Raw genomic sequence first — 15,942 nt, forward strand, 5'->3', positions numbered from 1 at the left:
ACGGTAATGCTTTTGTATGACAAGCTTTTCAGCTTGGAACCCCCATAAATAAAGGCTTTGTTGATGTTAATGCTTATTAACTCATCAACCAATTGCCTGGGTGGACTAGCATTTTGCCAACCAATAGCCGTATTTATGCCGAAATGTTAGCGGTGTCACTTTAAATTGGTTAATCATTATGTACGATAAAGCCTGTTATTTAGATATTGGTTTACCAGTGTGCTAGGCATTGAGTAGCTATCGCAAAATTAATGGAGTAATCATGAAAACCGATTCTAACCGAGTCGCCATGGGCAAAGTTTGCCTTATGTACTTTTTTTACAACTTTTTCTGGTCGTTAAGCTCAGGTTCTTTATTTGCAGTATGGCTGAATGACAAAGTTGGCATCGATGGTTCTCAGATTGGCGTTTTGTTTGGCTTGCAAACCGGTATTGCGGTTTTGTTTAAACCAGCCTTTGGTTACATTCTTGATAAGTTAGGCCTTAAAAAACACCTCATTTACTTTATCTCCTTCCTAAGCCTGCTTATTGGTCCTTTCTACATCTACGTTTATGGCCCGCTGTTAGGCAATGATTCTACCTTTGTTCTCGGTATTGTTGCTGGCTCGGTTTACCTGGGCATGCTGTTCCAAGCGGGCAGTGGTGTTATCGCCTCTTATAGTGACCGTTTTGCGCGTTGTCATGATAACGATTTCGGATTGGTTAACGGCTTTGGTATCGCTGCCTGGGGTGTATCGGCAGTATTGGCGGGTTATCTGTATAACATCAACCCAGATTTCATTTTCTACGCCTGTAGTATTGCGGCCTTACTGATGTTGCTATGCGCTTGGACGCTTAAAGTAAGCCACTTAGAAGATGTTGATAACGAAGTTATCTCACAAGACAAGATTCAAAAGGAAGACGTAATTCGCCTATTGAAGAACCCTAAGATGTGGGCCTTCATGACATACGCGGGCACTATTTCGGTGGTGTTCTGGACCTCAATGAGTCAGTTCACTCGCTACTTCATTAGTTTCTTCCCAACCCAAGAAGAGGGTATTTCATTTAGCTCAAACATGGACGGGCTTACCGCTATCTTTTTGTTCTTTGTTAGTGCTGGTGTTCCTTTTATTATTCGTAAAATTGGTGCCAAAGGCAGCCTTATTCTTACCGCTATTGGTATTACCTCATTCCTATTAATGATTGGTTTTGCTGGCTTAGGTGAGAAGAACCTTTACTTAGCCATTGTTGCTAAATTGCTGTTCGGCATTGTTAATCCGCTGTTGATTGTGTCGGTATTTGCTTACACCGCCGAGCAGTTTGATAAGAAAGTAAACTCCTTCACTTACATGTTTGGATTCCAAGTGGTCAATAACCTGATGACGGCGATTGCTGCGCCAGTGATGGGTGTGATGTACGACCAACACGGATTCCCACATAGCTATATCTATTTTGGTGTGTTCGCTGCTGTTGCCACGGTATTGGCAATGTTCACGCTAAGTTCCAAGCAAAAGCTGACTACAACAGATCAACAAGAAACCGTAGCAGCATAAATAATCGAAACACTATTTTTAAATAAGGATGTTAGGTAAACGTATGAAAACACGTATTTTTGCACTATCCGCTTTAGCGCTCTCTTGCAGTATGGCTAATGCGCAAGAAGCTGCTTTAGATTACTTAGGAGCACAAGTGGTTGAAGGTGCTCGCTTCTGGGGCTACGGCCGCGGTGGTACAGGTACTTCTACTGACAAAGTAATGGGCTTACGTTCAGATTTAGCCAACAACGGTTTTAATATTATCGAAACTGCTGGTAACCCACATGCTCAAACGGGTCGTTTGGGTAACGAAGGTAACTTTGCAGAATTCCACATTGATTACGGTTTGGTTCTTAACGACATGAACTGGGTAATTAAAACCAACATTGCTACCAATATGAAAGAATTCAATTTGGATGAATGGTGGGTTGCAGGCCAAGGCGTATTTAAGTCAAGCCCTGGTGCAGTAATTTGGGTGGGTAAACGTTATTACCAACGTTACAAAGCGGAAATTCTCGATTACCACATGCTACAAAATGATGGCGTAGGTGCAGGTATCGACGACTGGGACTTCGGTTTTGCCAAATTCAACTTGGGCCTAACTAAAGAAGCTAATGGCGATGTATTCGGCGGTGACTTTTGTTCAAGTGACCCAAGTTATACCTGTGATACGAGTGGCCGTTCCGGATACCGTGGTACTTATCATTCTGTGAATACACGCTTACATGGAATGAAACTGACCGATAATATTGCAGCCGCAGTTTTCTTTAACTATGGCTTCTATGCTGGCTCAGACACGACTTTAAGTGATGGTGGTGCAACCGCAAAAGATCAGCAGCCTAACAGTTATCAAACTGGTTTCCAGATTAAACAAGGGGACTGGGCAGACTTTAACGAATTTGTTGTGCGTTACAGCAGTGACATCGGTAAGTCGATGACTCAAAGCTGGTTGGATACTCCATCAACTCAGATTGGTGCGTTCTTCCAAGGTATGCAAGAGCTAGGCGACTCGTTCCGAGTTCAATACGCTTTAGTGTATGAAGGCCAGAAATTTGATGAAGAAGCGCTGAACCGCAATACCGTTTCTATTGATAAGTCTGATTGGGGCAACATTACCATTCGTCCTACTTACATCTGGGATGACCGTTTTTCTACTGACTTAGAGCTGAGCTACGACCAAATCAAGCTAAATGCTCGTGAAGGTTACGGCGAAAGCGGAACTAACTCTTCATACAAAGTGACCTTATCGCAAAACGTACATATTGGTGGCACTTTCTGGGATCGCCCTGTACTGCGTTTCTTCGTGACTTACGGTCAGTCTGATACTCAAACTACGGTATACAACAACCGCCACGGTGAAGGTGTAGAGAACCCAAGTTATGAATGGCGTCACAACCCTTACGTAACAGAGAAAGGTAAAAACTCTGCTACTACAGTGGGCGCGCAGTTCGAAACTTGGTGGTAGGCCACCCATAGTAATACCCACTTAGCACTAGAGCCCGTAAGCCTTGGCTTACGGGCCTCCCACTCGTAATGGTAGAACTTATGAAATTTACAAAAAATAAAATTGCCGCACTGTTATCGCTCACATTACTGGGTGTTTACGGATGTGGATCAACCCCTAGCTCTGGAGACGTCGAAGACGGCGTTGAAGATGTAGGTGGAACCGTTCCAGACTTTGAATCCGCTGCTTTTTTCAAAAAAGTTAAAAAAGACCATGCTAAAGCCGAAGTGGTTACCGACCAAGGCGTTACCAACGGTAGTAGTGCGCTTAAAGTAAGCTTCGATTCTGTTTCAGAGGCCAACAAATTTAAGTACTGGCCAAATGTTAAAGTGCACCCAGATTCTGGATTTTGGAACTGGAATGCCAAAGGTAGCTTAAGCCTAGATATCAGTAACCCGACTGATAGCCCAGCAAACATCATTTTGAAGTTGGCTGACAACGTGGGCGTTATGGGCTCAGGTGACAACCAATTAAACTATGCGGTTAATGTACCCGCTGGCGAAACTGTGCCAGTTGAGATGTTATTTAACGGCACCAAACGTAAGTTAGATGGCTACTGGGGTGGCGAGAAAATTAACTTACGTAACATCGTCGAATTCCAAATCTTTGTGCAAGGTCCAATGGATGCACAAACCGTTATTATTGATAACTTCGATTTAGTAGACGCTACCGGTGACTTCATCGAAGCCTCTGGACAAGAAGTTAAAGTAAGTGGCCCAATTCCAACGGTTGCATCAATCACTAGCTTTGATGAAGGCCAACCCACCTTTGTTGCTTTTGACCGCAGCGCAGCAGCAACTGTTACAGAGTTAAAAACCGACATGGGCGGTTTGTTGGCTGTTAAATTAGCTGCCAGCAATGCCTATCCAAATATCACCTTTAAAGCGCCTCAACCTTGGGATTGGAGCGAGCATGGTGATTTTAGTTTGGCTTTTGATCTAGAGAGCAAAACAGATGAGCCATTACAGTTATTTGTAAGGGTTGATGATGCCGAAAATGAAAACTGGGGTGGCACTGCCAACGGCGTAGTTGACAGCATGTCTAGCTATGTAACCTTAGCCCCTGGCGATGACGGTACTTTTTACTTACCGCTTGGCCAAACCGGCAGCCAAATTGTGTCTGGTATGCGTGCCGAGCCACCTAAAAAATCATACAACGCCCAGGCTATTAGTTATGGCTGGGGTGAGAAGAGCCTAGATGTTTCTAACATCGTATCTTTCCAGTTGTACTTACAAAACCCAACTAAAGATGCTGAGTTCAATATTAAGAGTGTTCGACTTATTCCAAATATTGACGCCGACGCCACTCGCTACGAAGGCTTAATTGACCAATACGGTCAGTTCACAGGGTCTGATTGGCCGAAAAAAATCACTGAAGATGAAGAACTAGAGACCATGGGTAAGTTGGCCAAAATGTCTCTTAAATCAACCAGCCAAATGCCTGGTCGAAGCATCTACGGTGGCTGGGCTGACGGTCCTAAGTTAAAAGCGACTGGTTTTTTCCGCACCGAAAAAGTCGACGGTAAATGGGCCTTGGTTGATCCACAGGGTAATTTGTTCTTCGCCACTGGCGTAGACAACATTCGTATGGACGACACAGTAACCATTACTGGCCATGACTTTGCTGATAAAGACAAGCGCAGTGGTAAAGAAGTCGCTTCAGAAGTGCGCCGTTCAATGTTTACTTGGCTACCAGAAGATGACGACGTACTCGCTGAAAACTATGACTACGCAAACTGGGTGCATTCAGGGGCACTTAAGAAAGGCGAAGTATTTAGTTTCTATGGCGCCAACTTACAACGTAAATATGGCGGTACTTTCTCAGAAGCTGAAAAAGTATGGAAAGACATCACTGTAGATCGAATGGTTGATTGGGGCTTTACCACGCTAGGTAACTGGGCCGACCCAATGTTCTACGACAACCAGAAAGTAGCCTACGTGGCTAACGGTTGGATCTTTGGTGACCACGCACGTATTAGCACCGGCAATGACTACTGGGGTCCAATTCACGACCCGTTTGACCCAGAGTTTGTGAATAGCGTTAAAGCTATGACCAAGAAGTTAATGACCGAAGTAGACAAAAATGATCCGTGGATGATGGGCGTATTTGTCGACAACGAGATTAGCTGGGGTAATACCAAAAATGACGCCAACCACTACGGTCTAGTTGTGAACGCGCTGAGCTACAACCTTAAGAAGAGCCCAGCTAAAAAGGCCTTTACCGAACACTTAAAAGAAAAGTATTGGGCAATTGAAGATCTAAACACTAGCTGGGGCGTAAAAGTTGCGTCTTGGGGAGAGTTTGAGAAATCATTTGATCACCGCTCTCGTTTAAGCAAAAACATGAAGAAAGATTATGCCGAAATGCTTGAAATGCTTTCTGCAAAATACTTCTCAACGGTTCGCGCTGAACTTAAGAAAGTACTGCCGAATCACCTATATCTAGGCGCACGCTTTGCTGACTGGGGGGTAACTCCTGAAATTGCCAAAGGTGCAGCACCTTATGTAGATGTGATGAGTTACAACTTGTACGCCGAAGATCTTACCTCTAAAGGTGATTGGAGCAAGTTGGCCGAGTTAGACAAGCCAAGCATTATTGGTGAGTTCCACTTCGGCGCAACAGACTCAGGTTTATTCCATGGCGGTATCGTGTCGGCAGCTAGCCAGCAAGATCGCGCTAAGAAATACACCAACTACATGAACAGTATTGCAGACAACCCTTACTTCGTAGGTGCTCACTGGTTCCAATACATCGATTCGCCAACAACGGGTCGTGCTTGGGATGGTGAAAACTACAACGTAGGTTTTGTTTCAATCACTGATACACCATACGTTCCATTGGTTGAAGCCGCTAAAAAGTTCAACCAAGACGTTTACAAGCTTCGTTACAAAAAATAATCGCAACAACGATTTAGCACTCCCCAGCGAGTTGGGGAGTGCTATCTGCTAGGTACAAGGAATGGGCAGGAAATATGAAGATTAAATTACTAACCGCGGCGATAGCCGCTGGTTTAGCGCTACCGCTTAGCGCGGCAACGCTAATCACCTCGTTTGAGTATGATGATTACTCGGAATTGGAGAATAACCCTGAGTTTCTACAAGTAACAAATCAAGGTGGCACTACTTATACGTTGTCTACTGAACACGCCACTGACGGTGTTCAGTCAATAAGCGCAGAATATACGACATCTAACGAGCCTATATTAGTGTGGAACTGGGGAGCTTGGGATTGGTCTGCTGAATCGCTTATGTCGGTAGATGTCACTAACCCTTCAGATCAAGATATCAATTTTTCAATTAAGTTAATTGATCAGGATGCCGCGAACGACTGGAATGATCAAACTCAAACCAGTATCGACTACTTTACTGTTCCAGCAAATACTACAGAAACTTTCAACTTTAATCTTGATGGTGGCGGAGATTATCAAACTCACGGAGAAGCCTTCGACAAGAATAAAGTTTTATCAGTGCAATTTGCGTTGGCGAGTGATGAGTCTGCTCAACTGTTTTTCGATAATATCACTGTTGGTGAGAGAGTTGTTACGCCACCACCTTCGGGAGAGGCGACTAATGCTCCAACTGCACCAGTGCAAACGCTGCAGCAGGTAGAGTCCTTTGAAACCATTCCTGATTACATGCAGAAGGAACCTGATGTTGTAACTACTTTAACCGAAAGCAGTGTGACAGAAGGAGAAAAAGCACTAGATGTGATGTTTGGCGCTGCTTACACTTCGATACGTTTCCTTCCAGACCCTGGTTGGGATTGGTCTAACCTAGGAGCAGAAGTAGCTATAGCCATTGATGTAACCAACCCGAGTGCTGAAGGTCAATGGGTACATACACGAGTAAACTCCAACTTTGGTCAGCAAGACGTAAACCGAGGTGCTTGGATTGGACCTGGTGAAACTAAGACAATTTTTACCAGCTTAAACGATAATGCACCATTAAATACCCAGGACTTAAGAGTTAGCACTCTTGGTCTTCGTGATATTCCAGCTACAGCAAGCGCTAATGTTTGGGATAATGATTGGGTAGAGTTGGATAAAAGGGCAATAACGGCTGTTCGTTATTTTAGCGATAAAGCCAATGTTAATTTTATATTTGATAACATGCGAGTTATCAATGACCTAAGTCATGTTTCTGCCTATGCGGAAATTGCTGACGCGATGGGGCAAAATAACCATATAAACTTCGCAGGTAAAATATCAAGTAAAGAAAAACTTAGCGCCTTAAGTGCTCCAGAAATGAGTGTATTAGGTGAACTTACCAACCGAAATGAATATGGCGGTAATCCAGCCTCCTCTCCAAGCACTGCTTGTGTACTGGCTACTCCTGCATCATTTAACGCTTGTAAAGATGCAGAAGGCAACTGGCAATTAGTTGACCCTGCTGGTAATGCCTTCTTCTCTACAGGCTTAGATAACATTCGTTTAGCCGATACTTACACCATGACTGGTGTATCTAATGTTGAGGAATCTGAAGTTCGTAAAGCAATGTTCACCGAAACACCTGCTGATTATGTGAAGCAGCAAGATGTTGTACACAGTGGTCCAGTTGCGAGTGGAGAAGCTGTAAGTTTTTACGGAAGTAACTTAACCGCTCGCCACGGCGGTGAAGAAACTTGGCGCGATATTACAGTAAAGCGCATGAAAGACTGGGGTTTTAACACTTTAGGTAACTGGACTGATCCTGCATTTTACGATAACGGCAGTGTACCTTACGTTGCAAATGGCTGGGTTAACAGTGGTGCTAATCGTTTGCCAGTTAAACAAATCGGCAACGGTTACTGGGGTCCACTTCCTGATCCGTGGGATGCAAACTTTGCTACCAACGCAGCTACTATGGCTGGAGAGATAAAAGCGCAAGTTTCAGGTAATGAAGGTTATTTACTGGGTATCTTTGTTGATAATGAAATGAGCTGGGGCTCGGTAGATGAAAACGTCGATGGTTCTAGATATGCTCAAACATTAGCAGTATTTAATACCGATGGTACGGATGCCGGCACTAGCCCAGCTAAAAATAGCTTTATTTACTTCCTATCAAATGATCGCTACCCAGATGGTATTGCAGACTTAAACACAGCTTGGGGGACCAGCTACGCTTCATGGGATGCAATGCGCCCAGCTGAAGAGCTAGCTTATGTCGCCGGAATGGAAGAAGACTTGCAATATCTTGCTTGGCAATTTGCTTTCCAATATTTCAATACGGTGAAAACGGCGGTGAAAGCTGAATTGCCAAATCATATGTATTTGGGGTCTCGTTTTGCTGATTGGGGACGCACCCCTGACGTGGTAAGCGCTGCTTCTGCTGTTGTAGACGTGTTGAGTTACAACGTCTACAAAGAAAGCATTGCCCCTGCGGACTGGGATGCTGATGCACTTAGCCAGATAGAAGCCATTGATAAGCCAGTGATTATTGGTGAATTCCATTTTGGCGCGCTAGACAGTGGCCTATATGGTAAAGGCATTGTAAGTGCTGATTCTCAAGAAGATCGTGCTGAAAAAATGGTGAATTTCTTTGAATCAGTAAATGCCCATAAAAACTTTGTTGGTGCGCATTGGTTCCAATACATCGATTCGCCAATTACTGGTCGTACATGGGACGGTGAAAACTACAACGTAGGTTTTGTCTCTGTTACTGATACGCCATATACCCCTCTATCTGATGCAGCGCGTGTATTTAACTGTGGCATTTATGGTGACGACTGTTCTGACCTTAGTAATAACACAGGAGCAGAAACAGCCGGTAGAGCCGATCCTCTATATACCGGAGCCAATATCGGCGTGGTTCACTCGGGTGAAGACATCGTAGATCCACCAACACCCCCAACGGGTAGCGTAACTGGCGGTGGCGGTAGCGCTGGCTGGTTGTCGTTATTGGGTTTAGTCGGCGTATTCATGCTAAGACGCCGTAAAGTGTAAGAACAGTGCCGCCTCGCAAATTAAGTTGTATTGCTTGGCGGCCTTTTTATTTTCAGGGAGAAACATGAAGTATCTATATATTGTCCGTGGTCCATTTGGCAGCGGTAAAACCGAGTTTGCAAAAACCATCACCAAAGATGTGGTGTCTTGCTGGGATTACTACGCCCAATATGGTCAAAACAAATGGAATGAAGAGCTTAAGCCGCATGCCGATGAATATTGTCGAGCCTCAGTAGCTGAACTAATGGAGCAAGGCGCTAATAGCATCGCCGTAACGAACTCCTTCTCTAAATCTAGTGACTTAGATTTTTACCTAGAAGCCGCCAACCTGCATCAATACAAAGTATTCACTCTGGTGATGGAAAACCAAAACAGTGAAGAATACAAACGAGATGCACCCGAAGATGTTGTACTCAAACAGATTATCAACTTAAAAAATAGCGTGGTATTCCACCAAGGTTTTTAACAGCAATTGATAGCGTTTTGGTAAGAGAAAAAGTATGAAAAAAATAACCATTGCCAGCTTCTTTTTGTTTTGCGGTTTAACCTTATCTAATAGCGTTCTAGCACAAGTAACAACGCCCATGGTTTTGGGTGAGCGCGACCGCTTAGTAATTGATTTGATTAAGCTAGCATTTGAAAAAAGTAACTATTCGCAAGACATTCAACCTATCGATACCTATTACAGCGAGGCTCGGTTAGTTGAAGAAGTAAAGCAAGACCAGGTGAGTGTCATTTGGGCTGGTGCATCTAACTCGATGCAGCAACAGCTTAAAGCCATTAAAATTCCAATTTTTAAAGGGCTACTCGGCCACCGTGTTTTTGTTATTGAGCAAAGTAATCAAGCTACCTTTGAAGGAGTATCTAGCTTAGAAAGCCTAAAGCGCTTAAAGGCCGGATTAGGGCGTTTTTGGGGTGATACTGAGATCCTGGAGAATGCAGGACTTGAAGTGGTAAAGCCTGTTAAAGCTCAAAGTTTGTTTCACATGGTAGATGGTGGTCGATTTGACTACTTACCTCTAGCTGTTCATGAAGCCTGGGAAGTTGTTGCCACTCAAAATGAAGTAAACCTAGCAGTAGAAAACAACATTTTGTTAGTGTATCCCATGGCGATGTACCTATATGTGGATCCACAAAATCGCGAACTTTACGATGCGATTAATGATGGTTTAGAAACAGCTATATCGGATGGCAGTTACGACCAACTTTTTTATCAATCACCTCTCATCTCTAATACCTTCAAAACCGCGCGTCTAAAAGAGCGTCAAATAATAAAAATAAATAATCCTTTGCTGCCTGACGACGCACCTTTGCACCGCAAAGAATTGTGGTTAGACATTCAAGAAAGATAGACATAAGTGAGACTAAACGTGAAAGCAAGTTTAAGTAAATCCCTAATTATTATTTTACTGCTGTTTGGCTTGTTGGGCCTGTTACTCGGCGGTGGCGTGAGCTATATCAATACCAAAAGTAAACTGGCCGATGCCTACTTAGTAGAGCAGCAAGCGATTACCGAAATGGCTAAAGCATCGCTAATTGAAGCGGTATTTGTTTACGATTTTGAGCAAGCGCAAGCGATTGTAGATGCTCTGGTGCAATCACCGATTCTTAATGCCGTTGAAGTAGTGGATCAGCGTGGGAAGGCTATTTCTCAGGCAAGCATGGCTAAACAAAAACAGAGTTTCAATCAAGTTGAGTTGCAGCGCGGTGAAGACTTTATCGGCACTCTCAAATTGCAGTTTGATGAAAGCAGCGTAATTGCCACTCTTAATAGTGAAATTACCAACGTAATGCTCAACATTATTTTAGTATTAGCGGTGGTGGTTGCTGCGGTGTTTTTCTATGTGCGTAAATTGGTGGTTATTCCAATTAACGATGTGGCCAACTCACTCCATCAAATTGCCACCGGTGATGGGGACCTAACTCGCCGAATTCCGGTGCACAATAGCAACGAGATTGGAGTGCTAAGCAGCAACTTTAATCTGCTTATGGATAACTTATCTAACTTGTTGGTAAGCATTCGCTCGGTAAGCGAGCAGGTGAGTTCGGTGTCGCATTCTTTGAGCTCTTCTTCTAGCGAATCTCAGCGAGACTCTTTATCGCAGCAAGATCAAATGGAGCAAGCAGCGACCTCATTACAAGAAATGAGCGCCTCGGCGGAAGAGGTGTTTGTTAACGCAGAGCAAACTGCTGATAAATCTCAAACGGCACGAGAACAAACCTTACGCGGCGTAGAGTTGGTACGCGAGAATAGCCAGCTAATTAGCCGTTTGTCGCAAAGCATTACCGATACTTCATCACGCATCGACAAGTTAATTGATTCCAGCTCGGCCATTGGTTCGGTGGTTGAAGTTATTCGCAACATTGCCGAGCAAACTAATCTGCTTGCTTTAAACGCGGCCATTGAAGCCGCCCGAGCAGGTGAGCAAGGCCGAGGTTTTGCAGTGGTAGCCGATGAAGTAAGAGCTCTGGCACAAAAAACTCAAGAGTCGACTCAAGAAATTGAATCGATAGTGGCAGCTTTACAAGACAATGCTTCAAATGCCGCTAGCTCTATGGGGGCGAGTTTGCAATCCAGTAAAGAAGTAGATAACGCAGCGGGTTCTATTTCTCAAGCCTTACAAGATATCTGTGAGCACATTGAGAACATTAACCAAATGAATACCCATGTGGCTGTGGCAGCTAAGCAGCAAAATAGTGTTACTCAAACCATCGCTGAAAATGTTACCACCCTTAATACTTTGGCTAGCTCTATTGCAAATAATGCCAAAAATGTGAACGGGCAAGTGATCTCACTCGAAGAACACAACAATGAGCTTGTAGTAAATATCAAACGTTTTAAAGTATGACAAATAAACTTAACGATAGGATGTAACAATGTTATTTGGAAACGTGAATAAGCTGGCCTTAGTTGACTATGTAAACCCGTCTTTCTCCACTTGGATTGCTGAGGCGATGGCTTTAGCTGCCGAGCAGGAAGATGGTAGGTATGATCTTTCTACTGAAGGTGTATTTGTATTACTAATGTCGCCAGAAACCGAAGAATTTGCTAAGCGTAAGGCAGAAATTCATAAGCAACATTTAGATATTCAAATTGTCTTAGAGGGCGAGGAGCAAATAGGCTATACCCATGAACTCGCCGAAGAGGCTTTAGCCTTAACCGAGTTGGAAAATGATGTTGCCTTTTTTGAAACGGCCAGCAATGAGCAAATGGTAAAACTTGCTAAAGGAGACTTTGCGGTGTTTTATCCCAATGAAGTCCATCGCCCATTGTGCGCCGTAGAAGCGCCTCGTCAGGTGCGTAAAGCCGTGGTGAAAATTCCTCTTAGCGCTTTGTAACATGTATAGCTTGCCCACCAAGCCTAAGCTTAGGTTTGGTGGTTTGCTTTCCTTCTTTTCACTGCTCTCTTTACCCTCTAAATTTTCTATTCCCTTAGTGTTTTAGCGCTGTTTGACTACTTATTTGGGCGATGTTTATTGCTGCCGGCTTTAAGCTTGCTGTGCAACACGAGGCATGGTTCACAAGTTTTGTAAAATTGGTTGTCCAATTAGTCGCATTGGTTGACATTTAGTTGGCGCAAGTCATTATTAGCCTTAGTTATATTTCTGTTTTATAGCGCAACTTGGCTGCCTGCAAATTTAAAACTTAAGGCTTGTTACTTAAGTTTTCTTTAAGGCTTGGTTATATTGCCTAGGCTTGACGCCGTGGCTAAGCGGACGCTAATCATTTGAGGACACGTAATGGAAACGCGCTTAAGGGCTGACTCTGCTAAAACTATCTCTGAGCATGAGCAATCAATACTGATTTATGATTTTGCTGAAGGCATACCTAGTGCTTTTAGCTTTAGTAAAGTAATCGCCGAGCTAGTTAACAAGGGTAATGGTATTACTGCAGGCTCTCAGGCCTTAAAGCTAAAAACGCAGAGTAAAGAAAACTTCTATACTTCTATTTTTATTGAGCCCGAACAACCCTTCGATTGGAGTGCCTTACCTAACTTTTGCTTTGCCTTTGATGCCACTAACCTAGGACGTCGTTCTACTCAGATATTCATCAACATCTTCGATAAACAGGGCCAAATGCACAGCCGCAGTATTAACGTGGCGGGTGGTTCAACTAAAACGTATTTAAACGAGTTAAAGGGTGACTACTTAAAGGGCGGGCTTAACTATGAGTCCGGCTTTCGTTCAAACCCTGCGGCTTGGCATACGCCGTTTCACTACGCTACTTGGATGTGGGGTGAAATGAATATCGACCTAAGCGCAGTCGCTAAAATTGAGCTTAGTATTCACGGAACTTTAATTGATCATCAATTAGTATTAGACAACTTCAGGGTGATATTAACGCCTGATTGTAACCCAGATTTTTTAAGAGGCTGCTTAGATAAATTTGGCCAGAACGCCTTGGTTGAGACGGCCGAAAAAGTTCATTCAGAAGAAGAGTTGCTGGCAGTTACCGCTAAAGAACTTAAAGCGTTGGAGCAGGGCGCTATGCCGCAACGCTCAAGATTTGGCGGTTATACCGGGGGGCCTAAACTAGCGGCCACCGGCTATTTCCGCGCCGAAAAAATTGATGGTAAATGGTCTTTGGTCGATCCAGAAGGGCACCCTTATTTCGCCACTGGTTTAGACATTATTCGCTTGGCTAATTCGTTTACGATCACTGGGATGGATTACGACCACGATAAAGTGGCGGCCCGCAGTGACGATGATGTAACGCCAGAAGATTCAAAAGAAAAGCTAGAGATTAGCCAAGACGCTTTTGACTCAGCATTTGTTGCTAACCAAAAACGCCGCGACTTTTTTGAATGGCTGCCTAGCTACGATGACCCATTAGCCGAGCACTACAGTTACATGCGAGAGCTGTTTGAAGGCCCAGTGGAACGTGGTGAGATCTTTAGTTTTTACTCGGCTAACTTACAACGAAAATACGGTCAAAACGGCGCTGATTACATGGGCAAGTGGCGTGAAGTTACCATGGACCGCATGCTTAATTGGGGCTTTTCTTGCCTAGGTAACTGGACAGCGCCTGAGTTTTACTCCAATGAGAAAATTCCTTACTTTGCTAACGGTTGGATTATTGGCGATTTTAAAACGGTCACCAGTGGCGATGACTTTTGGGCACCACTACCAGACCCATTTGATCCAGTATTTAGAGAGCGGGCCGAAGCAACGGTAAGCCAAGTAAAAGCAGAGATGCAAGGTTCACCTTGGTGTGTAGGCATTTTCATTGATAATGAAAAAAGCTGGGGCCGCATGGGCACGGTTAATGGCCATTACGGCATTGCCATCCATACACTGGGGCGCAACGATAATGAAAGCCCGACTAAGGCGGTATTCACTCAAGCCCTCAAAGATAAATACGGCGATATTGATAAGCTAAACCAAACTTGGGGAAGCAATCTTGCCTCTTGGCAAGCAGTATCAGAAGGACTGAGTGAGCTGGAGCATAACGACGCACAGATAAGTGATTACGCGATGTTACTTGAGCTTTATGCTAGCGAATACTTCAAAGTGGTGAATGAGTCACTAAAAGCTCAGCTACCTAACCATCTCTATTTAGGCGCGCGCTTTGCTGATTGGGGGTGTAACCCAGAGGTCGTAAGAGCTGCCGCTAAACACGTAGATGTGGTGAGCTATAACTACTACAAAGAAGGCCTGCATCCAGAACCTTGGAAGTTTTTGGCTGAAGTAGACATGCCTAGCATTATTGGTGAATTTCATATTGGCGTTAAAGAGGGCTTTTACCATGCAGGCCTGGTGACAGCTAATGATCAAACTGAACGCGGAGAGATGTTTGAAGACTACCTAAATTCAGTTATCGATAACCCTTACTTTGTAGGCGCTCACTGGTTCCAATACATCGACTCACCCATTACTGGTCGCTCTTTTGATGGCGAGAACTATAACGTTGGCTTTGTGGGCATTACCGATGTGCCTTATCAGCCAATGGTTGACGCCGCTAAACGGGTGAACGGTGGTATGTATCAACGCCGCTTTAATAACGACAAGCAATAAGTTCAGCCTAAACAATGACTAAAAAGGAGGCTTAAGCCTCCTTTTTTAATGCTCACTAAGCCTTGGGTGGAATGGTTGCTTTGAGGCTACCACCAATAGCGTTGCTAGCGAGTTGCTGCTGAACTAGTTTTGCTCTGGCGTTTGAACCTCAGGAGCTTGCCAGTGTTTTACCCGTTCCTGTTTAACACCCGATTGCCGCATTGCCTTCTCAATCAAACCTAAACGCGCCATCTTAGTTAAGCCTTGGTCAATAGCTTGGGCAATCTCCGCACCATAGGGATGCTTTTTAGACACCATAAAATGGCGACTTTGTTGAAACTTAATCTTGTAATTAGGTATGGGATAAAAGCTACCGTAGCTGTCGTGAATGGCAAGGTCAGGGTTATTAGGGAACTCTAAGAAAGCGATTTGTATTCGCTCCTTGCTTAGCATGCCAAGCAAGGACTGATTGCGGTTAAGTGTATTGATGTTAGTAAACCCGCTTTGCTCCAATTGGGCAATGTCTTGATGCCAAGTTTTACCCACACTAATAGGCAATTCTTTAAGTTGCTCTAGGCTTAGCGGCTGAGTTAGTAAGGGAGAATTGCTGCTAACATAAAAGCCCTTCTCAAAGGTATTTGGGGCAATAATGGCTACCGACTTATAGGTACTGTCGTCAAAGTCGCTTTCCCAAATATCGGCTTGGTAAACGGCAACGTCACCTTGTTTCACTTCTCGTAGACTGCGCCCAGTATTGGGGGAGGCTTTAAATTCAATCGTAAAGTTTAAATCGCTGAAGCTGATCGCTTGCACTAACAGCAGCAGGCTAACTGTTGCTCGGTCGGAATATGGGGAGTGATAATCGTCAATTGTGCCTAGGTTATTGCCTTTTAATTCAAGCAGTTGCTGGTAGTTTGAAATGGTACCTTGGTCGCCAATAATCGATACTTCAATGCTAGCCAGAGAAGAGAAACTAAATAAACACAAAATGCTGATTATCCACGCCTTCAC

General features: G+C 44.1%; 10 protein-coding genes. 9 read left to right on the forward strand and 1 reads right to left on the reverse strand.

Features of this window, described 5'->3' with window-relative positions; genetic code table 11:
• The first annotated feature begins 262 nt into the window (after positions 1-262).
• From G6R11_RS04680 to G6R11_RS04720, 9 genes are all read left to right on the forward strand, one after another.
• Positions 263-1,531 (forward strand): oligosaccharide MFS transporter, encoded by a 1,269-nt coding sequence (locus tag G6R11_RS04680; protein ID WP_163131935.1) that lies wholly within the window; start codon positions 263-265, stop codon positions 1,529-1,531.
• Positions 1,532-1,574: 43 nt separating this feature from the next.
• On the forward strand, positions 1,575-2,978 hold the full coding sequence (locus G6R11_RS04685) for a carbohydrate porin (protein ID WP_163131936.1): 1,404 nt from the start codon (positions 1,575-1,577) through the stop codon (positions 2,976-2,978).
• 80 nt (positions 2,979-3,058) lie between these two features.
• A complete protein-coding gene (locus tag G6R11_RS04690; RefSeq protein WP_163131937.1) occupies positions 3,059-5,914 on the forward strand; it encodes a beta-galactosidase in 2,856 nt (951 codons plus the stop codon).
• Between the two features lie 74 nt (positions 5,915-5,988).
• Entirely contained in the window at positions 5,989-8,937 is a 2,949-nt protein-coding gene (locus tag G6R11_RS04695; RefSeq protein ID WP_163131938.1) for a GlyGly-CTERM sorting domain-containing protein, read from the forward strand.
• A 64-nt stretch (positions 8,938-9,001) separates the two neighbouring features.
• Positions 9,002-9,403: a hypothetical protein gene (locus G6R11_RS04700; protein WP_163131939.1), complete on the forward strand. Its 402-nt coding sequence runs from the start codon at positions 9,002-9,004 to the stop codon at positions 9,401-9,403.
• A 34-nt stretch (positions 9,404-9,437) separates the two neighbouring features.
• Positions 9,438-10,289, forward strand: a complete 852-nt coding sequence (locus G6R11_RS04705; protein ID WP_163131940.1) for a transporter substrate-binding domain-containing protein — start codon at positions 9,438-9,440, stop codon at positions 10,287-10,289.
• Positions 10,290-10,307: 18 nt separating this feature from the next.
• Complete coding sequence (locus tag G6R11_RS04710; protein WP_163131941.1) at positions 10,308-11,786, forward strand: methyl-accepting chemotaxis protein; 1,479 nt, start codon at positions 10,308-10,310, stop codon at positions 11,784-11,786.
• Positions 11,787-11,814: 28 nt separating this feature from the next.
• Positions 11,815-12,276: a YhcH/YjgK/YiaL family protein gene (locus G6R11_RS04715; RefSeq protein ID WP_163131942.1), complete on the forward strand. Its 462-nt coding sequence runs from the start codon at positions 11,815-11,817 to the stop codon at positions 12,274-12,276.
• Between the two features lie 402 nt (positions 12,277-12,678).
• Entirely contained in the window at positions 12,679-14,952 is a 2,274-nt protein-coding gene (locus G6R11_RS04720; protein WP_163131943.1) for a beta-galactosidase, read from the forward strand.
• Positions 14,953-15,075: 123 nt separating this feature from the next.
• On the opposite strand, the gene G6R11_RS04725 is transcribed toward G6R11_RS04720, so the two are convergent.
• Positions 15,076-15,942 (reverse strand): hypothetical protein, encoded by an 867-nt coding sequence (locus G6R11_RS04725; RefSeq protein ID WP_163131944.1) that lies wholly within the window; start codon positions 15,940-15,942, stop codon positions 15,076-15,078.

The sequence above is a fragment of the Agarivorans sp. Alg241-V36 genome, assembly GCF_900537085.1.
Classification (GTDB): domain Bacteria; phylum Pseudomonadota; class Gammaproteobacteria; order Enterobacterales; family Celerinatantimonadaceae; genus Agarivorans.

What these genes read in the sequence shown, in the direction of transcription:
- G6R11_RS04680 (WP_163131935.1), top strand. Translation starts at nt 263, where the DNA reads ATGAAAACCGATTCTAACCGAGTCGCCATGGGCAAAGTTTGCCTTATG.
- G6R11_RS04685 (WP_163131936.1), top strand. Translation starts at nt 1,575, where the DNA reads ATGAAAACACGTATTTTTGCACTATCCGCTTTAGCGCTCTCTTGCAGT.
- G6R11_RS04690 (WP_163131937.1), top strand. Translation starts at nt 3,059, where the DNA reads ATGAAATTTACAAAAAATAAAATTGCCGCACTGTTATCGCTCACATTA.
- G6R11_RS04695 (WP_163131938.1), top strand. Translation starts at nt 5,989, where the DNA reads ATGAAGATTAAATTACTAACCGCGGCGATAGCCGCTGGTTTAGCGCTA.
- G6R11_RS04700 (WP_163131939.1), top strand. Translation starts at nt 9,002, where the DNA reads ATGAAGTATCTATATATTGTCCGTGGTCCATTTGGCAGCGGTAAAACC.
- G6R11_RS04705 (WP_163131940.1), top strand. Translation starts at nt 9,438, where the DNA reads ATGAAAAAAATAACCATTGCCAGCTTCTTTTTGTTTTGCGGTTTAACC.
- G6R11_RS04715 (WP_163131942.1), top strand. Translation starts at nt 11,815, where the DNA reads ATGTTATTTGGAAACGTGAATAAGCTGGCCTTAGTTGACTATGTAAAC.
- G6R11_RS04720 (WP_163131943.1), top strand. Translation starts at nt 12,679, where the DNA reads ATGGAAACGCGCTTAAGGGCTGACTCTGCTAAAACTATCTCTGAGCAT.